The following is a 25,230-nucleotide window of genomic DNA, read 5'->3' as shown; positions in this document are numbered from 1 at the left end:
CTTTTTGAGACACTCATAACGCATGTTTGTCGGGTAATTGAGACAATAGAACACTTAGGCATCCAAATGCCTAAGAATTCACCGATATAAAACTTTCACATCTGAATCACCAGCACTGATATCATACCAATAGCCGATATTATTTGCTTCATATCTGGCCTTTATCAGCCAATGATGTACCATCGTAGATAGAAATAAAAAAGTTTCTATTCGGGGGAAAATATGTACCAAACCCAAAACAGGGAACCGCCATATATGGTTCAAGATCCCACTCAATTTGAGATATTGCATTATACTAACCAACTAGGTTAATATCCGCTCATATGGAAAAACGGACCCCACATTGTAAGTTATCAGTGGTCAAAACCTTGATTAAAGCTGGAAAGGTACGTACCACACATGCTGCGCGAGTCGGTGCGAATGAGTTGGGGCTGGAGTTCTCCGATATGTTAGCCGTAGTGATGGCGCTCACTCCAGCAGACTTCTACAAGAGTATGACTACTTACTCTGATCATTCTGTCTGGCAAGATGTGTACCGACCAAGTATACAGGTAGGCGACGTGTACCTGAAACTGACGGTCATTGATGACGTGCTGATCGTGTCCTTCAAAGAGTTATGAATAGGAGCTATGAACATGAAATGCCCTGTTTGCGGTGCAGCGGAACTTATCCATGACACCCGCGATCTGCCCTATACTTACAAGGGCGAAACCACCATCATTTCTGCGGTAACAGGCGACTTTTGCCCTGCCTGCGCCGAATCTATTTTGGATGCTGCGGAATCGGAACGCGTCATGTGCGAAATGCGGACATTCTCGAAGCAAGTCAACGCGGCCATAGTCGATCCTAAGTTCATTGCCAGAGTACGTAAGAAGCTCGCGCTTGATCAGCGGGAAGCTTCTGAAATCTTCGGCGGTGGTATCAATGCTTTCTCGCGCTATGAAAACGGTAAGACCAAGCCATCTCTAGCTTTGGTGAAGTTGCTTAAAGTGTTGGATCGTCACCCCGATTTACTCTCTGAGGTCAGGATGATGTGATTCTTCCCTTTCGTTCTATTAAACTCCAACCCCTTATTAATTAATAGGTCTATCCTCAAGCAACACGACTGGAATCGAAATCGATTTATCTATCAACTTCGCATTCGGCAAAACCAGCACATTTCCATACGCTCAATATAATGAGTCTAGAAAATTTATATAATTATGTTAACCACAGAGTGAAAGACCTTTCTATCTAGATTCATTACCAAATCATCCAAACATAGCCGTTTATACCTCTGGATGGAATGCGAAAACAAATAAAAAATGGCTTCAACTGTGATCTCACGTCAGTTACGAAACAAAGAATCACAATGAAGCCAATCAACACTATCAGCCGGAAAAACCGGTTGACACAATTCACTTACACCGTGGTACTTACCTTAACTACCTACGAGCATTACGGAAAATGCGCATCCACGGACTATCTTCGCTCCACTTTATTTGGACACCATGAATCTCTGACAGTATGTTTTTGATATCTCGTAAAAAATATATTCAAACTTAAATTATTAAGAAAAAATACCCCAAAAGAGTCTTAAAAAGACTCAATTTGAGCTTATTTTGTACAAACCCACCCCGCACTGTTGTTTGATTCAACTATTGGAGTTGTAAATTTCATTTTATGCTCTAGCATTATTAGAGACTTCCACTTATGTCGAGTTAAAAGTAATATTCATTATGCAACGATGTAGTCGAGAAAATTTTATTAATTAGGAAAGGGTAAACAGAAATGAAAGTTATTGTTATTGGAGCAAGCGGTACAATAGGAAAAGCAATCTCGGAAGAATTAGAAAAAAATCACGAAGTCATTCGTGCCGGAAGAAATGGCTTAGACGTTGTAGTTGATATCACTTCCGTTGATAGTATTAAAAGCATGTATGAGAGAATTGGCAAAGTTGATGCTGTAGTCAGTGCAACAGGTAGCGCACATTTTGGATCAGTTTCAAAATTAACTCCAGAGTTAAATGAGATAGGAATAAACAGTAAACTTAAAGGTCAAATTAACTTAGTATTGTTAGGAATAGACTATATTAATGATGGCGGAAGTTTTACTTTAACAACTGGAATTATAATGGACGACCCTATCCTACAAGGGGCATCAGCAGCGATGGCAAATGGTGGTGTTAAGGCATTTGTAAAATGTGCAGCAATTGAAATGCCAAGGGGAATTCGTATAAACAGCGTTAGCCCTAATGTCTTACAGGAATCATTGGATAAATACAGTGAGTTTTTCCCAGGTTTTAATGCTGTTCCTGCTAGCCGTGTAGCACTTGCTTTTAGAAAAAGTGTCGACGGAGCTCAAACCGGACAAAACTACGAAGTTTATTAATTTAGAAAAAAATATTAATATATAGTCCTAAAAGACTTGTATATTTATATTAGTTAGCTATCAAACAGCTAAATTAAGTTAGCTCGTATTCAAACTGCCTGTACCAGTTATTCCCATCAGGATAGGCAGTAAATATTCTATATTTTACAAAGTATACACTACAATAAAGGCACGTTTATGGCTAAAATATATGAGTTAATCGTTATTGGTGGTGGATTGATTGGCCTTTCCACAGCATATAATGCAACATCCTTTTTTGGGGGACACACTGCATTAAACGGAAAAGATGTTCTCGTCCTAGAGCAATCTTCCTTCTTTAATCAATTATCTAGTAGCGCGGAAGCTTCCCGTCAGTTCCGCTTTCAATACGATGATGACTTTATGACCCAAATGGTTATTGATTCTACCCCAGAATGGAAAAGGCTGCAAAAACAAACAGTAACTGAACTTATTTCATATGTTGGCAGCCTTTGGTTTGGAGATCCAACAATCCCAACAACCGAAGGCGGAATTAATTCTACCATTAATACAATGAAAAGAATGGGGATTCCTTATCAATATTTAACCGCAAAAGAAATTGAAGCTTGGTATCAATTTAAAAATATACCCGATAATTATATAGGCTTTTTCCAAGCCAACGGTGGTATTATTAATCTACCTGCAACTTTAAGAACCCTCTATAATGTTTCTCACAATAATGGAGTACATTTTAAAGAATACAATTTAGTAACAAAAATTGAATCAGATGGCTGTAATGAAGTAATTGTAACGACAAATAAAGAAATATATCACGGCAAAAAAATCGTCATGGCCGTTGGTCCATATACCAATAAATTAATCTCGCCTTTGGGTACTATTCTTAATTTAGAAATCTGGGATATGGTTTCTGCATATTTTCGTAAAAAAAATCCAAAAATAAATTATCCAACATGGTTTGCATTCCAGAAACCTAATGCTAAAAATAGTAATTTATATTATGGGTTCCCTGAAGCACCTTGGAAAAACCCAGGCTACATTAAAGTAGCGCCAGATTATCCATTCAAAATTTATGACAGTCCAGAGCAACGGACACCGCCAACAAAAAGTGATTTTGAAGGTACAAACCAGTGGGTTAAGAACCATATGGAATATCTTGACCCAGAACCCAAATTTACATCTACATGCATGTTAGCAATGCCAAAGGATGACAAACCTTTCTACTTAGATTCGTTACCAGGTCATTCAAATATTGTCGTTTATACTTCTGGATGGGGTGCTAAATTCACGCCATTACTTGGCAAGATATGTGCCCAATTAGCTATTAATGGCCATACATTCTATGACGTAACTCCATTTAAAATCTGATATTAATACGCAAAAAGGAAATCAACATGACTAACTATCGAAATAAAAAATTGAAAAAATATTTGTGCCAAATAATAAAGCTTCTAAAAACTCAATTGATGAAGCTATGAGCCAAGTTGAAGAACTACATGGAATAAAAATTCCACCCCCTTATATTGCACGAATTAAAGATTGGTCTCAAGATCCTTATGGCGGCGGCTATCATGCCTGGCATGCGGGAATTTATGTTAATGAGGTAATGCCTTATATGCGCCGCCCTATATGCGATGAATCAATTCATATCATTGGTGAAGCTTATTCAAGTCAACAAGGGTGGACAGAAGGGGCATTTTGTGTAACAGAAAATCTTTTACAAGAATGGTTTCATTTAAACAGACCATGCTGGTTAGCTGATGATTATTATTTAGGATGGTAAATACAATGTTTAAAATAGACTGAGTTTCATTTCTTACAGCCTATTTTTACACATATAACCTTAGATATGTTTAAAAACAATCAATTCAGAAGCATGTAAACTCAGATTCGGTTTTTGAGTTAGAAAATGTAGGCAATCAATCCGGTTATCACTTCCAGTAGAAAACTTATTTAGACTATGATGCCTCGTATGTTCCATTTAATGAATATTTTTTGACTAATCAAATACCGTTTCAAAATGAATTGAAATAAATAGATAAATGGCTTCAATTGCGATCTCACGTCAGTTACGAAACAAAGAATCACAATGAAGCCAATGAACGCTATCAGCCGGAAAAAACCGGCTGACACAATTTACTTACACCGCGGTACTTATCCTAACTGCTTACGAGCATTACGGAAAAGTCGCATCCACGGGCCATCTTCGTTCCACTCATGCGGATGCCAAGAGTTATTCACCGTGCGGGATACCCTTTCTGGATGCGGCATCATCGCAGTTGCCCGACCATCAATGCTGGTAACTGCGGTAATGCCATTCACTGAACCATTTGGGTTAGCCGGATAGTTTTCCGTAACCTGACCATAGTTGTTTACATAACGCAAAGCCACTAACTGGTTGCTTTCAAGCATCTCAAGATGCTGTCTATCACGGAATTCCACTTGCCCTTCCCCATGAGAAACCGCAATCGGCATACGAGAACCTGCCATATCTTGCAAAAACAGTGACGGGCTGTCAGCCACTTCCACTAAACTGAATCGTGCTTCAAAGCGCTCTGAACGGTTACGTACAAAACGCGGCCAATGTTCAGCGCCTGGGATTAACTCCCGCAAGTTAGACATCATCTGGCAACCATTACAAACACCCAACGACAACGTATCAGGCCGTGCAAAGAAAGCGGCAAATTCATCACGAACAAGCTCATTGAACAGAATTGATTTCGCCCAACCTTCACCTGCCCCCAACACGTCACCATACGAGAAGCCGCCACAGGCAACCAGTGTCTGGAATTGGCTCAATCCAATACGCCCAGACAACAAATCACTCATATGAACATCAATCGCCTCAAAACCTGCTCGGTGAAACGCCGCAGCCATTTCAACATGGGAGTTAACGCCCTGTTCACGCAGTACAGCCACTTTCGGCCTTACCTGCTGCAAAATGTAAGGCGCTGCAATATCTTCTGAAACATCAAAAGTCAGTTTTACATTCAGTCCTGGGTCCTGATTATCCTGTTTCGCCTGATGTTCCTGATCTGCACACTCCGGGTTATCGCGCAGACGCTGCATTTGCCATGTGGTTTCTGCCCACCATAAACGCAAAGTACTGCGATTCTGACGATACACTTCAGTGTTGCCACTAAAGATAACAAAATCATCACCTGCTTTGGCTTTGCCCAGATAATGCACGCAATCGGCCAGACCCTGTTCTGCCAAAACGCTTTCAACAAATCCTCTATCCGATGCTCGAATCTGAACTACAGCGCCCAACTCTTCTGTAAAGAGCGCAGCCAGAATATCTTCATCAAACACACTGATATCAGCTTCAATACCACAATGCCCGGCAAAAGCCATTTCAGCCAACGTGACCAGTAAACCACCATCAGAGCGATCGTGATAAGCCAGTAATTTTTGTTCCGCAATCAGTTGCTGAATCGCATTGAAGAAACCAGCCAATTGCTCAGCACTACGTACATCCGCGGTTTTATTACCCAGTTGACGGTAAACTTGTGCTAATGCGGTACCGCCCAGTGTGTTTTTTCCTTGCCCCAGATCGATTAGTAACAATGCATTATCTTCATCGGTGGAAAGCTCCGGCGTTACTGTACGACGTACATCTTCCACTCTGGCAAAAGCGGTAATCACCAGCGACAAAGGCGCCGTTATCTCACGCTCTTCACCTTGTTCATGCCAGCGGGTTTTCATCGACATAGAGTCTTTACCCACCGGAATAGTCAGCCCTAGCGCAGGGCATAACTCCTCGCCCACTGCTTTAACCGCCGCATACAAACCGGCATCCTCGCCAGGATGACCCGCAGCGGACATCCAGTTCGCTGAAAGTTTAATGCGCTTTAAATCCTGAACATAAGCAGAAGCGATATTGGTCAAAGCTTCACCGACTGCCATTCGAGCGGAAGCAGCAAAATCCAACAAAGCGACCGGCGCACGTTCCCCCATAGACATCGCTTCGCCATAGTAGCTATCAAGGCTGGCGGTGGTGACAGCGCAGTCCGCAACCGGGATCTGCCACGGACCCACCATTTGATCACGGGAAACCATGCCAGTGACAGAGCGATCGCCTATCGTTATCAGGAAGGTTTTTTCTGCCACCGCCGGCAAATGCATAATGCGCTTAACGGCTTCTGCCAGATCGATATCCCGGCGTTCAAGGCTTTCACCTCCGGCTTTTAATGTACTGACATTACGCAACATTTTTGGCGTTTTACCTAGCAGTACATCCAGAGGCATATCGATTGGCTGGTTATCAAAGTGTTCATCATTAAGCAGTAAATGACGTTCTTCTGTTGCCTCGCCGATAATGGCATAAGGCGCACGCTCACGCCGACAAATCTCTTCAAACAGCGGAAGTTGTTCCGGCGCGACCGCCAGTACGTAACGCTCTTGTGATTCGTTACACCAGACTTCCAGCGGACTCATCCCCGGCTCATCATTAAGAATTTTGCGCAGCTCAAACCGTCCACCGCGACCACCGTCACTGACCAGCTCAGGCATGGCATTGGAAAGCCCACCAGCACCAACATCATGAATGAACAGAATCGGGTTGTTTTCACCTAACTGCCAACAGCGATCGATCACTTCCTGACAACGGCGCTCCATTTCCGGGTTATCCCGTTGAACAGAAGCAAAATCCAGATCAGCATCGGATTGCCCCGACGCCATAGAAGATGCAGCCCCCCCACCTAAACCAATGTTCATGGACGGGCCACCGAGCACAATTAGTTTTGCGCCAACAGAAATTTCACCTTTTTTGACATGTTCATCTCGGATATTACCGATCCCACCGGCCAGCATGATGGGTTTGTGATAACCACGTAATTCGCTGCCGTTATGACTGTTGACTTTTTCTTCATAGGTACGGAAATAACCCAACAACGCCGGGCGACCAAATTCATTATTAAATGCCGCGCCCCCTAAAGGGCCTTCCATCATAATATCCAAGGCGCTAACAATGCGTTCCGGTTTACCGAAATCCTCTTCCCACGGCTGTTCAAAACCCGGTATCCGCAGATTAGATACTGAAAATCCCACCAGACCCGCTTTTGGCTTAGCGCCACGCCCGGTCGCCCCTTCGTCGCGAATTTCACCACCAGAACCTGTCGATGCGCCCGGCCAAGGAGAAATCGCAGTCGGGTGATTATGCGTCTCCACTTTCATCAGAATATGGGCCTGCTCCTGATGGTAATCATATGAACCGTTTTCCGCACTGGCAAAGAAACGGCCGACAGAAGATCCCTCCATCACAGCAGCGTTATCTTTATAGGCTGACAGAACATAATCGGGTGTCTGCTCATAGGTGTTTTTAATCATTTTGAACAGTGATTTTGGCTGCTCCTGACCATCAATAATCCAGTCAGCATTAAAGATTTTATGGCGGCAATGTTCAGAGTTAGCCTGAGCAAACATATAAAGTTCAACATCTGTTGGATTGCGCCCTAATTTCTGGAAAGCCTCCATCAGATAATCAATTTCATCCGGGGCCAATGCCAATCCAAGCTCCGTATTGGCTTGCTCCAACGCGCTGCGTCCTGCTTGCAGAATATCAATGCGTCTTAACGGAACGGGTTGTTGACGAGAAAACAATTTTTCCGCCTGTTCCAATTGAGTAAAGACCGTTTCCATCATCCGATCATGCAACAGTGATGACAATATTTGCCACTGTGCATCACTCATTTCGCCACTTTGGATGTAATAAGCCAAGCCACGCTCCAGACGCACAACCTGGGACAGACCACAATTGTGAGCAATATCGGTTGCTTTGGAAGACCACGGGGAAATCGTTCCTGGACGAGGCGCCACTAACAGTAACGTACCTTGGGGTTCATGTTCAGCCAGCGAAGGTCCATATTTCAGTAACTGTTGTAACTTTGCTGAATCAACATCACTCAAAGGTGCATTAATCTCTGCAAAATGAACATATTCCGCATAAATATCATTGACCGGAAGTTGCTGTTCTTGACACACAGAAAGGAGTTTAGTGATACGAAATGCAGATAAAGCAGGTGAACCACGTAGAATTTTCATAGTAATCAATTCTCTCATCTTAGAAGCAAAGCTTAATAGATGCCTAAGGGGAAATGAGTGCATTATAGAGGATTGTCATCCATGACGAAACCGTTTGCGTGACGATTATTACCGCCAATTATCCTTTGTCCAAGTCATGTAAATAGTATCAATTAGGTTGCACAGCCGGTTTTTGTTCCGCAAAATGCTCAGTCACTGGAAATTTAACCATAATAAAATAGCGCGTTTCCGCATAGCACCACACCGCGTTACACCGAGATAACATATTGAATAATATAAAAATAAATTATTTCGTTATCATTGTTATCGCTCTTTTTTCTGCCGCCATCATCAGTCTGAACATCAGTTGGCCGAATAAACAGCAGGAGCAGATTAACAGGATCATGACCAGAGGAGAGCTACGGATCAGCACCATTAGCTCACCTCTGATCCACCTTACCAGTAAGAAAGAACCAAATGGATTCGATTACGAACTGGCACAACGCTTTGCTGATTATCTTGGCGTCAAATTGGAAATCAAATTCAGAAAAAATATCAATCAGTTATTCGACGACCTAGAAAATGGCGACGCTGATTTTCTGGCCGCCGGCTTGACCTATCATCAAGAAAGGCTGGCTCAAACCCGCGCAGGTCCGGCTTACTATTCTGTATCCCAACAACTGATTTATCGCAAAGGAACTCCACGCCCTCGCTCTTTTAAAGAGTTAAAAGGTAAACTGCTGGTCGCTTCCGGTTCTGCTCATGCCAGCACATTGAAAAAGCTAAAAACAGATAATTTCCCTGAGCTTGAATGGGAGGAAACACAACAATATAACACTCGCGAACTACTGGAACAGGTATCAGAAGGTAAACTGGATTATACGTTAGGTGACTCGATTAATGTCGCGTTACAACAACGTACTCACCCTAATCTGGCCGTCGCTTTTGATGTGAGCGAAGATAACCCGCTGACATGGTATTTAAAACGCATTGACGACTACAGCCTTTACGCTGCCATGCTGGATTTTTTTAGCCAGCTAACGGAAAAAAATGTCATGCCCCGATTGGAGGAGAAATATTTTGGTCACGTCCACTCATTTGACTATTTCGATACACTCTCTTTTCTCAGTGCCATTGATAATATTCTGCCCATCTATCGGCCACTATTTGAAAAATATTCCGGTGATATCAGTTGGCAATTACTCGCTGCCATTGCCTGGCAAGAGTCACATTGGGACCCACTGGCAACCTCACCCACGGGTGTACGTGGCCTGATGATGTTAACCAGCCAGACCGCTAAAGGGTTAGGCGTCGTTGATCGCCTTGATCCAGAGGAGAGTATTAAGGGCGGCGCAATCTATCTGCAAAATCTAATGAAACGATTACCTGAAAATATTCCTAAAGATGAGCGTATCTGGTTTGCACTGGCTGCTTACAATATGGGTTATGGACATATGTTAGATGCCCGTAAACTGACGGCATCACAAAAAGGAAATCCTGATAGCTGGCTTGATGTCAAAAAACGGCTCCCGCTATTAAGTCAGAAAAAATATTATACAAATACCGCCTATGGTTATGCCCGTGGACATGAAGCATATCGCTATATTGAAAATATTCGCCGTTATCAGCTTAGTTTAGTCGGATATTTACAAGCCAAAGAAAATCGAAAAAAACTAATTTCCCAAGAAAACCAACCAAAATAAAAGTAAACAAATATAAGGCCCTAAGGAGTCAATTACAGCCATTATATATCCTCAGTTATATTATGTTTGACAACTAATCCAACTAACCATACTAAATTCGTCAAGACACTATCTCTCCCAAAGGATAAATCATGATTAATTTAGATATTAACGAACAAAACAAAATTATGGTTGTCAGCAGCCATGTATTTAGTCCGACGACTGCGAATGGTCGTGCTTTTACAGAGTTAATCGAAGCATTAAAAAAGAACAATTTCGCTGTTATCCTGGCTGCTACATTCCAAGATGGCATAGCCACAGTTTCTTCTGATTCTTCACTATGCTGTATTTTTGTTGATTGGACTTCAGGAGATAATAACTACGAATCTCATAAACAAGTCTTAGAATTACTGAAAGAAATACGCAAACACAATACAACCATTCCGGTATTGTTGACCGCGGAATATTCCAGCATCGACACGCTGACACTTGAAGTCATGGGATTGGCAGATGAATTTGTCTGGATGCTTGAAGATACGGCTGGATTTATCGCTTCTCGCGCCGGTTCGCTAATTAAGAAATATCACGCTCAATTATTACCTCCTTTCACTCGTGCATTACTGCAATATACCCAAGAATCACCAGAATATTCCTGGACTGCCCCCGGACATCAAGGCGGTGTCGCACTGACTAAGACGGCGGCAGGAAGAGAATTAATTAATTTCTTTGGGGAAAATCTATTCCGAAGTGATATTGGAATAGAAAGAAAAATACTTGGCTCACTGCTAGATCATACCGGTGCTATTAAAGAGTCAGAAGAATATGCCGCAACGATTTTTGGCGCCCATCAAAGCTATTGCGTGCTTAACGGTACTTCGGGTTCTAACCGTATTATCATGGGCGCCATTATTGGTGAGAAAGAGATTGTTATATGCGATCGCAATTGCCATAAATCTATTGGACAAGGTTTGATCATGACCGGAGCTTTGCCCGTATATCTTATTCCCCAACGCAACCGCTATGGTATTATTGGCCCCATTCCCAGAGATCAATTTCAACCAGAATATATCCAACAACTCATTAATAAACACCCACTAAAAGAGTGCGCAGTAGACAATAAGCCTGTTTATGCGGTCATCACCAACTGTACTTACGATGGAATATGTTATCACGCAGAACAAGCACAAGATTTACTCGCAAAAAGTGTTGATCAAATTCACTTTGATGAAGCTTGGTTTGCTTATGCTCGTTTTAATCCTATGTATAAACATCGTTACTCAATGCGTGATGACCCAAATGATTTTGACAATAATAGCCCAACAATATTTGCCACTCAATCCACGCATAAGATGTTGGCGGCGCTATCACAATCATCGTATATCCATATCCGCAATGGTAAAAAACCCGTTGAACATTCCCGTTTCAACGAGTCTTATATGATGCACTCCACAACTTCACCGCTATATTCGCTTATCGCCACTAATGAAATTGCAGCGGCCATGATGGATGGTCCACAGGGGCAAAGATTGATACAAAACGCTATCAATGAAGCCGTAGATTTCCGTCTGACATTAGCGAAAATCCATCATCAATTTAAACAAAAAGATGATTGGTTCTTCTTACCCTGGAATGCCAGAGAAATTATCAGCGCAGACAGCGGTAAATTAATTCCCTTCCATGAAGCAAACAGAGAACAATTGGCAACGGACCCTTCTTGTTGGGTATTAAAAGAGGGAGAAAAATGGCATGGGTTTACCAATCTATCAGAAGAATGGTGCCTGCTAGATCCAACGAAAGTTGGTATTTTATGCCCAGGAATGAATGACAATGATGAATTGCTGGAAAATGGCATTCCAGCCGAAATTCTTTCCGCTTATCTCAGTCAGCATGATATTGTGCCAGCACGTACCACCGATTTTATTGTTCTTTGCCTGTTCTCTATCGGAGTTACCAAAGGTAAATGGGGAACATTGATCAATGTATTATTGAATTTCAAGAAACACTATGACGCAAATACTTCACTGAAACAATGTTTACCAAAACTCGCGAAGCAATACCCTGAATATTATGAAAATATGGGGCTAAAAGATATTTCGGATAAAATATTTGGGTATATAAAAAAATATGAAATGGATATTGAGCAAAAGAAATCATTTAGCCAACTACCTGAGATAGTTAAACTCCCCCGACAAGCACACCTTGATCATATGGGAGGCCGTACTGAACATTTACCACTTAATGAACTGGCAGGGCGCATATCGGCTGTTAGTGTCATTCCTTATCCACCAGGTATACCAATCATCCTACCGGGAGAACGTTTCGGTGATGAACATGCCCCCCGGTTACAATATATTCGCCAGATAGGTGAATGGAATAACAAGTTCCCAGGCTTTGAAAAAATTCTGGAAGGCGCAGAGATGATAAACGGCGAGTACCATATATGGGTACTAAAAGAGTGAATCAAGAATGCCTACTGATTGTCTTCCTGCTGTTTCCTGGCGGCTTTTAATGCTTTATGTTGTTGCCGACGTTGTTTGAAAAAAGCGCTCAACATCGTCGAACATTCCTCAGCAAGCACGCCGCTGGTAATATCAATTTGATGATTCATGCCAGGATGGCGCAATATATCAACCAAAGAACCTACGGCGCCAGTTTTCATATCACTGGCGCCATAAACCAACCGCTGTATTCGGCTATGTATCATAGCGCCGGCGCACATAGTGCAAGGCTCAAGCGTGACGTATAAGGTGGTATTTATTAAACGATAATTGTGTAACTGTTCTCCCCCTTTGCGTAACGCAATAATTTCAGCATGAGCGGTAGGATCATGCGCGATAATAGACTGATTCCAACCTTCCGAGATGATTTTATTATCAGCAACCAATATAGCACCAACAGGTATTTCCCCCTGCTCCCACGCCTTTATTGCCCGTTCGATGGCCTGCTGCATCCAATATTCATCACTATATATTTCAATCACTGCGGTATCTCATTTGATTACATCAGGGACAATTATAACGATTTATTTTACTTGTTTTCCAGATATATTTTCTTATTAATCCATTGGGAATATACACCCGAGATTATTTTATATATTTATTGCTGATAAAACACCCAGAAAATTAACAACCAAATATATAATGCAATTCTATCTTATGACATTTTTATATTTCCTTTAAATCAATTAAAATCCGATTGCAAGATATTGTCCAACTACATAGGCATCAGCAGATAATTTGATTTCATTTCCAAGATAATCGAAAGCTTTACCAGCTACCCAAGTCTTAAAACTATTCAATGTTCCGTTGGGTAATGCAGCCATTGGAAGTGCCCACCCACCACCATCTGTCATAAAAACCCTCAAGCAACTATAACAGCAATGAAAAATATAATTAAAGCGAAATCATAAGAATCAGAGATAAAAATTATACATATAAATTTTTTATTTTTCCTGCCACACCTTTTATCTCAACCTCCAATATAAATCTTTCCATATATAAACCATCAAAGATAGTTAGTAGAAACAAAACATTAATACCTTAGGTATATTTTCGATTAAAAATATTGACTATTTATTACTACCAATTACATATAAATAATTAACATCTTAAATTATAAATTAACGGACACTATCTTTACAACAACTCAAGGTATGGTCTATAAATACATAACCTAATTTGAGGAAAGTATATGAGTCTCAAAAATGATTTTAAGGATTTTTCTACTAGCAATAATGCTAATGTAGTAAATCAAGAAAAATACGAAAAAATCCTGAGTTTGTATTCCGGGTTTCTACCAGATAATGTCCCCACTCATTTATTAAATAAGGTATTACGTCGATCGTCAACAATAGTCTCTGTTGTGGCTAATTTCATCACGACACAATCTGGTGATCGTGTTCTCGATAATCGCGATATCACTAAACTCAACACTCAATTAAATAGAGAGTTAGAACAAAAAATCATAACTAAAATTTCCAATTACACATTGGAAAAATCAAAAAATATTGCAGATATTCCTAATAAAAATGTACTTGTGAAAAACCGAAACTTATTGGAAAAGTTAATTCTGGTAGGTGTACCACCGCCTTAGCCTACTGGCATACCACAGAATGGTGAGTGAAATATAATGGAGCGATCTTCGATAAAACTTTATATCTAAAATTAGCGGAAGTTTATCTTAGTGGCGGATGACCGATATAGGGGCATCAAAGCCACATAACCTAGCGTTTAACTATACGATGAGGGCAGCATAATGAGCACGTTGGTACTTGACGAAATCCCGGTAGGAATACCACTTCCCTGGCCGACTGACATACCACCAAGTGGATGGGTGAAATGCAATGGAGCAATCTTTGATCAAACTTTATATCCAAAATTAGCGCAAGCTTATCCTACTGGTAGATTACCTGATTTACGGGGTGAATTTATCCGGGGCTGGGATGATGGGCGTGGAGTGGATATTGGTCGATATCTATTATCCTGGCAACTGGCAGACATTGCTCCACATAGTCACAGGGTTGTCCGGATGTGGTCCAACTCAAATGGTGGAACCGACGGAGTGGGTGCAGCAGGCCGTATTCTCAATAGTATCTACCAGAACGTTAACTACGGCATTGATCCTCGTGGAATAGGCATCGCTATCGGAATGGGATCTGGTGGTTACGGTTATATGGATAATGCGATTGCCGCCTCAACGGGAATAGAAACACGTCCACGAAACGTGGCATTTAATTACATTGTGAGGATTGCATGATGAATAAGGCTGTACTGGATAAAAATAATATTGCCATCAGTGCCGGAAGTATCGTTGTATTTAATTACGATGCAATTACGCTGGAATATTTAAACAGTTCTGATGAGTACCTTCCCGTTGGTATCGGCCTTCCTGCCAACTCTTGCACAGATGCACCACCTGAAACCCAAGAGGGATATATCGCCTGTCGTTCACCTGATTTAACCGGCTGGCAAATAGTACCAGATTATCGAGGGAAAATAGCTTACAACACCCAAACTGGGGAACAGAAGGAAATCATTGAACCGGGTGAATTACCAAAAACGCTGACATTCAAACAACCAAGCACCGATTTTGATAAGTGGGATGGCGAAAAATGGGCAACAGATATTGAAGCTCAAAAAGCCAATCAGATGAAACAGGCAGAACAACAACGTGTCATTCTTCGCCAACAAGCTAATGAAGCCATCATTTTATTACAATATGCTATTGAGACTGAGATGGCCTCAGACGCAGAGAAAGCATTATTACTTGCCTGGAAGAAGTATGTGGTATTACTGAGCCGTGTTGATACCTCAATGGTTTCAGATATTGAGTGGCCACAAATACCAGAATAATACAATTATCAAGACCGGGCATTATTCTATCCCCAATCTTTTTTCAGTGATAATAATGACTATTTTGACCGGCTGATTTCCTATGCTTTTGGCGTCTCAATCCGGTCAAATATGATTTATAATTAGAATTATGGGCTGCATGGCAGCCCTTTTTTTATTTTTCAGGAGATAACATCTATATCTATGGAAAAAACATAAAAAAATATAATAACCTAACCAATAGATAAAATAATAATACTTTCGTAGCTGCTATTTTTACACCCTGTATTTTAATAAAACTTGTGAAAACCATTATTAAAATTACCGGAAGAAATAAGATAAAATAATTTTCAGATATAAAACATAAACATCTTGAATATGCTTTCGATTACAATATGTTAAACAATTTATTGTCATCAGTCATACATAAATAATCAATCGCTTAAGTTATAATATAATCTTATTATCCTCTTTTTGGAGTAGACTATAATTGAAATCAATCTCAAAAAATTACCTATACTATAACTCAACATGCTAATTATAACAGAACATTATTTTATTTAAGGAAAGTGTATATGAGTCCCAAGAATGATTTTAAAGCTTTTTCTATTAATAATAATGCCAACATAGTGAGTCAACAAGAATATGAAAAAAGTCAGAATTTACAAACCGGGTTTCCACCAGAAGATATTACTACTCATGTGTTAAATAAAGCATTACGTCAATCATCAACAATAGCCTCAGCCGTGGCTGATTTTATCGCGACACAATCTGGCGATGATGTTCTGGATGATGGAGATATTGTTAAACTCATCACACAATTAAATAGAGCGTTAGAACAAAAAATTATCACTAAAATTTCCAGCTCCGCCTTAGAGAAAGCAAAAAATGGCGCAGATATTCCTAATAAAAATGCATTTATGAAAAACTTAGGTTTACATGAAGCTGCAAAACGGGAAATAGGAACTGGCGTTAATCAGGTGCCAGATATGTCGTTTTTCAACGCAAACCTAAGTTCTACCGGCTGGCAAAAATTACCTTCGGGTTTGATTGAAATGTGGGGGTTTGTACTAGTTCACGGCTATGGTTCTATGGAGGCCGGGTATTTAAATAATTTCCCAATACCATTTCCGAACGCATGTTTAAATATTGTGTTAGCTAACGGTGGTTATAACCCTCAAGATTCTGGAATATGTTCAGTACATGTAATAGATCGGAGTCAATTCCGATGTTATAGAAGCCCTACTAATCATCCTACGCCTGTTGGCGCGTATTTTAGGGCGATAGGATATTAATTTAATAAAAATCAACTTGCCATGATCATTTAATTAATATGGCAAAAAATCATGACCGATAAAACCATGCATTCAGCGCATTAAATAAGGAATCACTTTTACAATAATTCAATATATTATCTATAAAGTTTATTACTTAATTTAAGGAGTATACTATGAGTCCTAAAAATGATTTTAAGGCTTTCTCTATTAGTCATAACGCCAATGTAGCAAGCCAAGAAAAATATGAAGAGAGTCAAAATTTGAAGACTGGGTTTGAACCCGATGGTATTACCACCCATATATTAAATAAAGCATTACGTCAATCATCCACGATATCCTCTGTAGTCGCTAATTTTATCGCGACACAATCTGGCAATGATGTTCTGGATGACGGAAATATAGAGAAACTCAACGCTCAATTAAATAATGCTCTGGAACAGAAAATGGCACCAAAGGTTCCCGATGCCTCATTAACTCAGAAAGGTATTGTTCAGCTTACCGATGTGGTTGGTAATAGTAATTCACTAGCTGCAACTCAGAAGCTTGTTTCTGATGTAAATGATAATGCTAACAATAAATTAGCCAAAAACCAAAATGGGGCAGATATTCCCAATAAAAACGAGTTTGTGAAAAATCTCGATTTGTTGGAAACCGTCAATTTGGCGAAAAACGCTGTACCGAATAGCAGGAAAATTAATGGTAAGGTGTTGACTGGAGATATCAATTTAGGGGCTGGTGATGTAGGGGCATTTAGGCTTGGATTAACAGGAAAATATTCTGTTGATAACCAGGTCCCGTGGAACGTAGATTCAGGGTCATATGACTTACTGAATTCGAAATTTAGTGATCATGTTGTTCACTTCTATAATGGAGTTGGGAGTTGTCCGGCTTTTCAGTTGAAAGTGCATTACAAAAACGGGGGGATTGCTTATCGCTCGGCGCGCGATAATTATGGATTTGAAGAAGATTGGACTAATATTTATACAACAAAAAACAAACCTACCGTAAATGAACTTGGTTTATCAGACACCGTAACATTGGCAAGAAACGCGGTTCCTAATAGCAGGAGAATTAACGGCAAAGCGCTAACTGAAGACATCAATCTGGTAGCCGGAGATGTGGGGGCGTTTTCACGTGCGGAAGTTGACGAGCGATATCAAAAGAAAGGCCCTAATCAGTGGTGGCGGAAAATAGGAGCCGGTGGAGACAAAGGAAGTAGCATATCACTGAGTCAGGATATACGAGGACGATGTATATATTTACGTACTGTTAGCCAAGGTATATTTTTACCTTTACAAATGCCTCCGATCGATAATATTTTGGTTAGTATAGGGTATGGTTCAAAAGGATGGCTCGTTGTGCATTCGTCAGATGCAGGGCTGAGGTTATCTATAGTAAACCAAGAGGATTGCCCTGATATTACAGAGATTTATATTGCTGATTAAAACTATGGGCTGCATAGCAGCCCTTTTTCCATTTTATTTTTTAGGCGATAATTCATTCCCCTATTTGATAGAGATATTTATCTATATTTATCGAACAAACAAAAAATATAATAATTCAATCAACAGACAAAACAATACTATTTTCATAACCACTATTCTGACACCATCTATTTTAATAAAACTTGTTAAAACCGTTTTAAAATAGACAAAATAAAATAATTTCCAAATGTAAAATAAAAAAACTTTGAATATGCTTTCTATTACAAGACATTAAACGATTTATTACCATCAGCCACATACAAACAATCAATCGATTGATTAATAATGTAATCCTATTATCCTCTTTTTGGCGTAGACTATAATTGAAATCAATCTCGATAAATTACCTGTACTATAACTCAATATGTTAATTATAAAAGAATATTATTTACTTAAGGAATATATGCATGAGTCCTAAGAATGATTTTAAAGCGTTTTCTATTAGCAATAATGCTAATGTAGTCAGCCAAGAAAGATACGAAGAAAGTCAAAATTTACAAACTGGATTTCCTCCAGAAAATATTACCACTCATATATTAAATAAGGCATTACGCCAGTCATCAACAATATCATCTGTTGTAGCTAACTTTATTGCGACAGAATCTAACAGTGATGTTTTGGATAATGGTAATATAACCAATCTCACTGCACAATTAAATAAAGCACTAGAACAAAAAATTACAACAAAAATTCCCGATGCTTCATTAACACAGAAAGGTGTTGTTCAGCTTACAGATGTGGCTGGCAATAGTAATACACTGGCTGCGACTCAGAAGCTTGCCTCCGATATAAATGATAATGCCAATAAAAGATTAGAAAAGACGCAAAATGGCGCAGACATCCCCAATAAAAATGCGTTTGTAAAAAACTTAGGTTTAAATGAAGCGGCAAAACGGGAAGTAGGAACTGGGATTAATCAAATTCCAGATATGTCATTTTTCACCGCAAACCTAGTTCAGAATGGTTGGCAAAAATTACCCTCAGGTTTAATTGAAATGTGGGGAATAGCACTAGTTTCTCTCGGTGGAAATCCTAATGGCGGATATGTTAATAACTTTCCAATACCATTCCCAAATAAATGTTTTAGCATCACATTAACTCACAATGACTGGGACCCCGGAGCAGCAGGAATATTCGGGGCATCCGTATTAAATCAGAGTCAGTTCAAATGTTATAGAAGCTCTACCCCTCATACACCTAATGTTTATACCTATTTTAGAGCAATAGGATATTAATTAAAAACAATTAATTTACCATGATGATTATTTAATTAAAATTGGCAAAAAATTATGAACGATAAAAACTATGTATTCAGTGCATTAAATAGAGCATTTTATCCACTATTATTACAACAGAATTATATTGAAGCTGGCTCATGGCCAAATGACCCTTTACCTGTAACTGATGATATATTCAATGAGTTTTCAGGAATCCCACCCATAGGAAAAATACTTTCCTGTGGTGAAGATGGTCTTCCTTGCTGGGAAGATATCCCACCACCAACAAAAGAGGAATTGATATTTATAGCGGAAAGCAAAAAAACACAATTTATATCTCTTGCAAATGAAAAGATAACCCCACTTTCTGACGCAGTAGAACTTGATATAGCGACAGACGAAGAGATGCTATTACTCAAAGAATGGAAAAAATACCGCGTCATGCTTAATCGGATTGATACTTCAAACGCACCAGAAATTGACTGGCCAATTGCGCCATTATCGTAATTAACAAAAAGACCGGGATTCAAACAGAACCCGGTCTTAATTATTTTATTATTGTTAATACTACAATGATAAATATTCTTTCATCATCCAAGATATCCTCCGCCAAGATTTTTTAGTTCATACGATGATATTATCTGTCTTGTATGTCATAGACTTTATTTTCCAGAACAAATCTTTCAACATAAAAATTACTTAAGATGGTTTACATAAGATAAAAATTAATCATTTGGATATATTTTCAATTTAAACACACTGAATTATTTATTACTTAAAATATATGAAAAATAATTAACCCCATAAGCTATAAAGATATTTAATTATTTATTTTCATCTCTAAACTATGAGCATTGAGAAGTTACTTCTACAATAATTTAAGAACAATAATTTAAGATATTGTCCATAAAACCAATTATTTAACTTTAGGAGAATATACATGAATATAAAGAATGATTTTAAGGCATTTTCTATCAGAGATGGTGCTAATGTGGTAGCTCAAAATTTATATGAAGACAGTTCAGAATTGCAGACTGGATTTCCCCCAATAGGTCTTACCACACATGTATTAAACAAGGCATTACGCCAGTCATCAACAATATCATCTGTTGTAGCTGATTTTATTGCGACAGAATCTGGCAGTGATGTTTTGGATGATGGCAATATAGCTAAACTCACTGCACAATTAAATAAGGCGCTAGAACAAAAAATTACAAAAAAAGTTCCTGATGCCTCATTAACACAAAAAGGTGTTGTTCAACTAACAGATGTAATTGGCAATAGTAATACACTGGCTGCAACACAGAAGCTTGTCTCCCATATAAATAATAATGCCAATAACAGACTGGAAAAAACGCAAAACGGCGCAGATATTCCTAATAAAAATGAGTTTGTGAAAAACTTAGGTTTAGATAAAATTGCAAATCTGAAAGTGGGAAATGGAACTAATCAGATTCCAGATATGTCATTTTTCACTACAAACCTGGTTAAGAATGGCTGGCAAAAATTTCCTTCGGGTTTAATTATAATGTGGGGAGTAGCACAAGTTTATAACCATAGCAACCCTCAATCTGGGTACTTAAATAAATTTCCAATACAGTTCCCAAATAAATGCCTCAGTATTACGTTAACTCACCTTGGTGATGACCCACAAGCAGCAGGTATATTCTCAGCAACGATAGAAAATCAGAGTCAGTTTCGGTGTTATAAAAGTCTTAATTACCATAAACTCGATACTTATACATATTTCATGGCAATAGGATATTAATTGAATAAATTATTATGGTTATTTAATGAAAGTTGGAGAAACTTATGAATGACAAAAACTATGTATTTAGTACATTAAATAAAGCATTTTATCCACTATCATTACAGCAGGAGTATATTGAAGCAGGTTCATGGCCAAATGATCCAATACCTGTAACTGATAACATATTCAATGAGTTTTCGGGAATCCCGCCCACAGGAAAAATACTTTCCTCTGGCGAAGATGGTCTTCCTTGTTGGGAAGATATTCCACCACCAACAAAAGAGGAGTTGATATCCATAGCGGAAAGCCAAAGAACGCAATTTATATCTCACGCAAATGAAAAAATAACCCCACTTTCTGATGCTATGGAACTTGATATCGCAACAGACGAAGAAATACGATTACTCAAAGAATGGAAAAAATACCGAGTGATGCTTAACCGGGTTGATACTTCAACAGCACCGGAAATTGACTGGCCAATTGCGCCATTATCATAATTAGCAAAAAGACCGGGATTCAAACAGAACCCGGTCTTAATTATTTTATTATTGTTAATACTACAATGATAAATATTCTTTCATCATACAATCCATTTCCCGTCAATATTTGTTAATTCATGCGACATTAGTTACATTACCCATCATCGAAATTTAATTTCCATAACAAACCTTTCAATATAGAAATTATTTAAAATGGTTTCCATAAGATAAAATTAATCATTTCGATATGTTTTCAATTGAAATATATTAAATTATTTATTACTTAAAATATACGAAAAATAATTAACATCATAAGATATAAAGATATTTAATTATTTCTTCTCATCTCTATACTATGAGCGTTGAGAAATTATCTCCACAGTAATTTAAGATATTATCTATAAAACTCACCATTGAACCTCAGGAAAATATATATGAATCCAAAAAATGATTTTAAAGCGTTTTCTATTGGTAATAACGCTAATGTAGTTAGCCAAACAATATATGAAGGAGAGCAAAGTTTAAAAACTGGGTTTCCAGAAAGTGATAGAATTTCCCGTCATGTATTAAATAAAGCATTACGTCAGTCGTCAGCTATATCCTCTGTCGTAGCTGATTTTATCGCGACAGAATCTGGCAGTGATGTTCTGGATGATGGTGATATCGCTAAATTAATCATTCAATTAAATAGAGCATTAGAAAGAAAAATTATCACTAAAATTTCCAACTCTGCATTGGAAAAAGTACAAAATGGCGCAGATATTTATGATAAAAATGCGTTTGTGAAAAATTTAGGTTTAAATGAAGCTGCAAAACGGGAAGTGGGAACTAGAATTAATCAGATTCCAGATATGTCGTTCTTCACCGCAAACTTAGCTCAGGCTGGCTGGCAAAAATTACCTTCAGGTTTAATTGAAATGTGGGGAATTGCACTAGTTAACGGTAGTCTATCTACTAACGCCGGGTATTTAAATTATTTTCCAATACCATTCCCGAATAAATGTTTAAATATCACATTAACTCACTCTGGCCATACTCCTGAAGCAGCCGGGATATTCTCAGTAATGATAGAAAATCAGAGCCAGTTTCGATGTTTTAGAAGTCCTACCGGTTTAGATGCTGATGTTATAGCATTTTTTAGAGCAATAGGGTATTAATTTTATAAAGCATGACCGATTAACCCATTATCGTAATTAATTAATAAAAGGCCGGCATTAAGACAGAACCCGGCCTCAATTATTTTATGAATAAAACAACCTGTGACTCATTGCATCGAATGTAACAGAGTGGCTATCATCGCCGATGTAAAAAATAAAAGATGCTATTATGTAATGCTAGACTTATATCGTGCTAGACTTCGTTTTTCCATGTAATTTATACTGCGTAGCAATGCAACCAGTGTGTAATAGAACGGAATAAGAACCAGCGATAACACACTGAATATAAAGTAAAGAAAAAGTTAATTTATTGAAATGTCGTTATTAATCAAAAAAAGCTGTATCAATTGTGATATGTGTGAACCCGAATGTCCCAATCAAGCGATATCAATGGGAGATGAAATCTATGAAATCGATTCTGACCGTTGCACTGAATGCATCGGTCATTATGATGTTCCAACCTGCCAATCAGTCTGTCCGATAACTAATACCATAATCACCGATCCAGACCGACAAGAAACAGAAGAGCAATTGTGGGATAAATTTGTATTACTGCATCATGCAGACAAAATCTGAAATCAGCGCTCAAGAATAACGGTCGCACAGGCATAGCGGCGCTCATCAGCCAATGTCACATGCAAAGAGGTCGCCCCCAATTGCTGAGCCAATGCTGCGGCCACGCCATAGAGCCGCAAAATCGGTTTTCCCAGTGCATCATTGACCACTTCAAACTGGTTAAATGCCAGCCCATTACGGATACCCGTTCCCAGTGCCTTTGCCGCGGCTTCTTTTACCGCAAAGCGTTTAGCCAAAAAACGAACCGGTTTTTCATGTTGCTGATATTGTTCCCATTCTAATTCACTGAGAATGCGTTTTGCCAAGCGCTCGCCTGAGCGCTCGACAACCCCTTCAATACGGGCAATTTCAACAATATCTGTACCTAACCCAATAATAGCCATTAACGGCGAGCTTTCCGCATTTGGGTTTTCATATCTGCCACAGCAGCGGTCAAACCACTGAATACCGCACGTCCAATAATGGCGTGACCAATATTCAACTCATAAATTTCTGGCAGTGCAGCAATACGTTGTACATTATGATATGTCAGCCCATGACCCGCATTCACCGTTAGACCTTTGCTCGCCGCATAAGTCGCCGCTTCTTTAATACGATGAAATTCTTTTTCCTGTTCTACTTCATTTTCCGCATCGGCATAAGCACCTGTATGAATTTCAATGAAAGGTGCGCCAACTTCACTAGCCGCATCAATTTGTCGATGTTCCGCATCAATAAATAACGAGACAAGAATACCCGCATCAGATAGACGCTTAACCGCCGCAACAACCTTATCTTTCTGACCAATAACATCTAAGCCCCCTTCTGTTGTCACTTCCTGCCGCTTTTCAGGCACCAAACAGCAAAATTCAGGTTTAATACGACAGGCAATATCCACCATTTCATCTGTCACGGCCATTTCAAGGTTCATCCGAGTCTGGATGGTTTTCTTCAACAATTCTACATCCCGATCGGTAATATGACGGCGATCTTCACGCAAATGAATGGTAATACCATCGGCTCCCGCTTGTTCCGCAACAAAAGCCGCTTGAACCGGATCAGGATAATTGGTACCGCGGGCATTGCGCACCGTCGCAATATGATCGATATTAACGCCTAATAATACTTCAGCCATATTTATCTCCTGTAGTCATATTAGAATATGACAAGTTTACACTTTCCATCTTGAAGAGAAACAAATTCATTAATTTTCTTTCTTTTCTGGCTTCTGATGTACAAACTGCCGAAATAATTCACGACTTTTTAAAGGTTTGCCACCCAGATAAGGTTTTAATGCAATACGTGTGAAACGCTTTGCTGCCTTTAATGTCGCAGAATCAGGGAATTCACGAGTCGCCAGTGATTTTAATTCGCGCCCGGTAAAACTGTAATGATCAACAACCAAACTAGCGATAAATCCTTTTTCTTCTCTATAACGGTAGGTCATCGTGTCGGCGACAGGTTCACCACTGCCCGCACAATGAAGATAATCAACGCCATAACCAAGATTTGCCAGCAACGCTAGTTCAAACCGACGTAATGCATATTCCGGTGTATATTCACTGGCGGCAAGAACTTGCAAGCATTGTAGATAATCAAAGAATAAGGCGGGATAAGCCGTTCCCTGTTCAAGCACTCTTGACAACAATTCATTGATATATAAACCGCTGTACAACACACTGCCGGTAAGAGGAAGAGCCAGGGAGATAGGATCTGCGTCACGCAGCGTTTTAATTGCCCCCCGCCCACTCCAACGAACCAGCAATGGGGTAAAGGGCTGCAAGCAGCCTTTTAAATTGGAACGACGGCTACGCGCACCTTTTGCCAACACGCTAATTCGCCCTTCATTTTCAGTAAACAGATCCAGTAACAGACTTGTTTCACTGTAAGGACGCCCATGAAGAACAAAAACACGTTGCCAACCGTCCACAG

General features: G+C 39.4%; 24 protein-coding genes. 18 read left to right on the top strand and 6 right to left on the bottom strand.

The window, feature by feature from the left end:
* Positions 1–323 precede the first annotated feature (323 nt).
* From EAE92_RS08660 to EAE92_RS08640, 5 genes are all read left to right on the top strand, one after another.
* Positions 324–620, top strand: a complete 297-nt coding sequence (locus EAE92_RS08660) for a type II toxin-antitoxin system MqsR family toxin (protein WP_110086337.1) — start codon at positions 324–326, stop codon at positions 618–620.
* Between the two features lie 15 nt (positions 621–635).
* The gene (locus tag EAE92_RS08655) at positions 636–1,037 is read left to right on the top strand and encodes a type II toxin-antitoxin system MqsA family antitoxin (RefSeq protein WP_046397899.1); all 402 of its coding nucleotides are present in this window, start codon (positions 636–638) and stop codon (positions 1,035–1,037) included.
* A 733-nt stretch (positions 1,038–1,770) separates the two neighbouring features.
* Positions 1,771–2,370 (top strand): short chain dehydrogenase, encoded by a 600-nt coding sequence (locus EAE92_RS08650; protein WP_214067780.1) that lies wholly within the window; start codon positions 1,771–1,773, stop codon positions 2,368–2,370.
* 177 nt (positions 2,371–2,547) lie between these two features.
* Positions 2,548–3,714: an FAD-dependent oxidoreductase gene (locus EAE92_RS08645; protein ID WP_214067779.1), complete on the top strand. Its 1,167-nt coding sequence runs from the start codon at positions 2,548–2,550 to the stop codon at positions 3,712–3,714.
* Positions 3,715–3,778: 64 nt separating this feature from the next.
* Positions 3,779–4,129: a hypothetical protein gene (locus tag EAE92_RS08640; protein WP_214039302.1), complete on the top strand. Its 351-nt coding sequence runs from the start codon at positions 3,779–3,781 to the stop codon at positions 4,127–4,129.
* Between the two features lie 371 nt (positions 4,130–4,500).
* Here EAE92_RS08640 and purL read toward each other — a convergent pair whose 3' ends face one another.
* Entirely contained in the window at positions 4,501–8,388 is a 3,888-nt protein-coding gene (purL, locus tag EAE92_RS08635) for a phosphoribosylformylglycinamidine synthase (RefSeq protein ID WP_214067778.1), read from the bottom strand.
* Between the two features lie 266 nt (positions 8,389–8,654).
* Here purL and mltF point away from each other — a divergent pair, with 266 nt between their 5' ends.
* Both mltF and EAE92_RS08625 read left to right on the top strand, forming a co-directional pair.
* Positions 8,655–10,070: a membrane-bound lytic murein transglycosylase MltF gene (gene mltF, locus EAE92_RS08630; protein WP_044467032.1), complete on the top strand. Its 1,416-nt coding sequence runs from the start codon at positions 8,655–8,657 to the stop codon at positions 10,068–10,070.
* Between the two features lie 131 nt (positions 10,071–10,201).
* Positions 10,202–12,508, top strand: coding sequence for an Orn/Lys/Arg family decarboxylase (locus tag EAE92_RS08625; RefSeq protein WP_214067777.1), 2,307 nt, complete (start codon positions 10,202–10,204; stop codon positions 12,506–12,508).
* 11 nt (positions 12,509–12,519) lie between these two features.
* Here the strand turns inward: EAE92_RS08625 and tadA are convergent, their stop codons facing one another.
* Positions 12,520–13,029: a tRNA adenosine(34) deaminase TadA gene (tadA, locus tag EAE92_RS08620; protein ID WP_214067776.1), complete on the bottom strand. Its 510-nt coding sequence runs from the start codon at positions 13,027–13,029 to the stop codon at positions 12,520–12,522.
* 204 nt (positions 13,030–13,233) lie between these two features.
* The gene (locus EAE92_RS08615; RefSeq protein ID WP_157297578.1) at positions 13,234–13,401 is read right to left on the bottom strand and encodes a hypothetical protein; all 168 of its coding nucleotides are present in this window, start codon (positions 13,399–13,401) and stop codon (positions 13,234–13,236) included.
* A 338-nt stretch (positions 13,402–13,739) separates the two neighbouring features.
* On the opposite strand from EAE92_RS08615, the gene EAE92_RS08610 reads away from it, so the two are divergent.
* From EAE92_RS08610 to EAE92_RS08555, 11 genes are all read left to right on the top strand, one after another.
* Positions 13,740–14,141, top strand: a complete 402-nt coding sequence (locus EAE92_RS08610) for a hypothetical protein (protein ID WP_214067775.1) — start codon at positions 13,740–13,742, stop codon at positions 14,139–14,141.
* A 162-nt stretch (positions 14,142–14,303) separates the two neighbouring features.
* Positions 14,304–14,804 carry a phage tail protein gene (locus EAE92_RS08605; RefSeq protein ID WP_110086335.1) on the top strand — a complete coding sequence of 167 codons (501 nt, stop codon included), beginning with the start codon at positions 14,304–14,306 and terminating at the stop codon, positions 14,802–14,804.
* Positions 14,801–15,400, top strand: a complete 600-nt coding sequence (locus EAE92_RS08600) for a tail fiber assembly protein (RefSeq protein ID WP_036810458.1) — start codon at positions 14,801–14,803, stop codon at positions 15,398–15,400. Before EAE92_RS08605 ends, EAE92_RS08600 begins: the two co-directional genes overlap by 4 nt.
* A gap of 554 nt (positions 15,401–15,954) precedes the next feature.
* A complete protein-coding gene (locus tag EAE92_RS08595) occupies positions 15,955–16,674 on the top strand; it encodes a gp53-like domain-containing protein (protein ID WP_214067774.1) in 720 nt (239 codons plus the stop codon).
* A 155-nt stretch (positions 16,675–16,829) separates the two neighbouring features.
* Entirely contained in the window at positions 16,830–18,101 is a 1,272-nt protein-coding gene (locus EAE92_RS24520; RefSeq protein ID WP_246545093.1) for a phage tail protein, read from the top strand.
* Positions 18,102–18,547: 446 nt separating this feature from the next.
* Positions 18,548–19,375 (top strand): phage tail protein, encoded by an 828-nt coding sequence (locus EAE92_RS08580; protein ID WP_214067773.1) that lies wholly within the window; start codon positions 18,548–18,550, stop codon positions 19,373–19,375.
* A gap of 54 nt (positions 19,376–19,429) precedes the next feature.
* Positions 19,430–19,864, top strand: a complete 435-nt coding sequence (locus EAE92_RS08575) for a tail fiber assembly protein (RefSeq protein ID WP_214067772.1) — start codon at positions 19,430–19,432, stop codon at positions 19,862–19,864.
* 433 nt (positions 19,865–20,297) lie between these two features.
* Entirely contained in the window at positions 20,298–21,125 is an 828-nt protein-coding gene (locus EAE92_RS08570) for a phage tail protein (protein ID WP_214067771.1), read from the top strand.
* A gap of 44 nt (positions 21,126–21,169) precedes the next feature.
* A complete protein-coding gene (locus EAE92_RS08565; protein WP_214067770.1) occupies positions 21,170–21,604 on the top strand; it encodes a tail fiber assembly protein in 435 nt (144 codons plus the stop codon).
* Between the two features lie 416 nt (positions 21,605–22,020).
* A complete protein-coding gene (locus EAE92_RS08560; RefSeq protein WP_214067769.1) occupies positions 22,021–22,743 on the top strand; it encodes a gp53-like domain-containing protein in 723 nt (240 codons plus the stop codon).
* A 315-nt stretch (positions 22,744–23,058) separates the two neighbouring features.
* Positions 23,059–23,319: a YfhL family 4Fe-4S dicluster ferredoxin gene (locus EAE92_RS08555; RefSeq protein WP_214067768.1), complete on the top strand. Its 261-nt coding sequence runs from the start codon at positions 23,059–23,061 to the stop codon at positions 23,317–23,319.
* Between the two features lie 2 nt (positions 23,320–23,321).
* Here the strand turns inward: EAE92_RS08555 and acpS are convergent, their stop codons facing one another.
* From acpS to recO, 3 genes are all read right to left on the bottom strand, one after another.
* The gene (acpS, locus tag EAE92_RS08550; protein ID WP_214067767.1) at positions 23,322–23,702 is read right to left on the bottom strand and encodes a holo-ACP synthase; all 381 of its coding nucleotides are present in this window, start codon (positions 23,700–23,702) and stop codon (positions 23,322–23,324) included.
* A complete protein-coding gene (pdxJ, locus tag EAE92_RS08545) occupies positions 23,702–24,433 on the bottom strand; it encodes a pyridoxine 5'-phosphate synthase (RefSeq protein WP_214067766.1) in 732 nt (243 codons plus the stop codon). The genes acpS and pdxJ overlap by 1 nt, the downstream gene beginning before the upstream one ends.
* A gap of 69 nt (positions 24,434–24,502) precedes the next feature.
* The gene (gene recO, locus EAE92_RS08540; RefSeq protein WP_105395672.1) at positions 24,503–25,228 is read right to left on the bottom strand and encodes a DNA repair protein RecO; all 726 of its coding nucleotides are present in this window, start codon (positions 25,226–25,228) and stop codon (positions 24,503–24,505) included.
* Between the last annotated feature and the right edge of the window lie 2 nt (positions 25,229–25,230).

Origin of the sequence: Photorhabdus hainanensis (genome assembly GCF_018448965.1) — a bacterium.
GTDB lineage: Bacteria > Pseudomonadota > Gammaproteobacteria > Enterobacterales > Enterobacteriaceae > Photorhabdus > Photorhabdus akhurstii.
This window is presented reverse-complemented; position numbering and strand designations above follow the sequence as displayed.

What these genes read in the sequence shown, in the direction of transcription:
- EAE92_RS08655 (WP_046397899.1), top strand. Translation starts at nt 636, where the DNA reads ATGAAATGCCCTGTTTGCGGTGCAGCGGAACTTATCCATGACACCCGC.
- EAE92_RS08555 (WP_214067768.1), top strand. Translation starts at nt 23,059, where the DNA reads ATGTCGTTATTAATCAAAAAAAGCTGTATCAATTGTGATATGTGTGAA.
- EAE92_RS08605 (WP_110086335.1), top strand. Translation starts at nt 14,304, where the DNA reads ATGAGCACGTTGGTACTTGACGAAATCCCGGTAGGAATACCACTTCCC.
- EAE92_RS08570 (WP_214067771.1), top strand. Translation starts at nt 20,298, where the DNA reads ATGAATATAAAGAATGATTTTAAGGCATTTTCTATCAGAGATGGTGCT.
- acpS (WP_214067767.1), bottom strand. Translation starts at nt 23,702, where the DNA reads ATGGCTATTATTGGGTTAGGTACAGATATTGTTGAAATTGCCCGTATT.
- EAE92_RS08650 (WP_214067780.1), top strand. Translation starts at nt 1,771, where the DNA reads ATGAAAGTTATTGTTATTGGAGCAAGCGGTACAATAGGAAAAGCAATC.
- EAE92_RS08600 (WP_036810458.1), top strand. Translation starts at nt 14,801, where the DNA reads ATGATGAATAAGGCTGTACTGGATAAAAATAATATTGCCATCAGTGCC.
- EAE92_RS24520 (WP_246545093.1), top strand. Translation starts at nt 16,830, where the DNA reads ATGAGTCCTAAAAATGATTTTAAGGCTTTCTCTATTAGTCATAACGCC.
- EAE92_RS08625 (WP_214067777.1), top strand. Translation starts at nt 10,202, where the DNA reads ATGATTAATTTAGATATTAACGAACAAAACAAAATTATGGTTGTCAGC.
- EAE92_RS08575 (WP_214067772.1), top strand. Translation starts at nt 19,430, where the DNA reads ATGAACGATAAAAACTATGTATTCAGTGCATTAAATAGAGCATTTTAT.
- EAE92_RS08580 (WP_214067773.1), top strand. Translation starts at nt 18,548, where the DNA reads ATGAGTCCTAAGAATGATTTTAAAGCGTTTTCTATTAGCAATAATGCT.
- EAE92_RS08615 (WP_157297578.1), bottom strand. Translation starts at nt 13,401, where the DNA reads ATGACAGATGGTGGTGGGTGGGCACTTCCAATGGCTGCATTACCCAAC.
- pdxJ (WP_214067766.1), bottom strand. Translation starts at nt 24,433, where the DNA reads ATGGCTGAAGTATTATTAGGCGTTAATATCGATCATATTGCGACGGTG.
- purL (WP_214067778.1), bottom strand. Translation starts at nt 8,388, where the DNA reads ATGAAAATTCTACGTGGTTCACCTGCTTTATCTGCATTTCGTATCACT.
- EAE92_RS08595 (WP_214067774.1), top strand. Translation starts at nt 15,955, where the DNA reads ATGAGTCCCAAGAATGATTTTAAAGCTTTTTCTATTAATAATAATGCC.
- EAE92_RS08660 (WP_110086337.1), top strand. Translation starts at nt 324, where the DNA reads ATGGAAAAACGGACCCCACATTGTAAGTTATCAGTGGTCAAAACCTTG.
- EAE92_RS08560 (WP_214067769.1), top strand. Translation starts at nt 22,021, where the DNA reads ATGAATCCAAAAAATGATTTTAAAGCGTTTTCTATTGGTAATAACGCT.
- EAE92_RS08645 (WP_214067779.1), top strand. Translation starts at nt 2,548, where the DNA reads ATGGCTAAAATATATGAGTTAATCGTTATTGGTGGTGGATTGATTGGC.
- EAE92_RS08610 (WP_214067775.1), top strand. Translation starts at nt 13,740, where the DNA reads ATGAGTCTCAAAAATGATTTTAAGGATTTTTCTACTAGCAATAATGCT.
- EAE92_RS08565 (WP_214067770.1), top strand. Translation starts at nt 21,170, where the DNA reads ATGAATGACAAAAACTATGTATTTAGTACATTAAATAAAGCATTTTAT.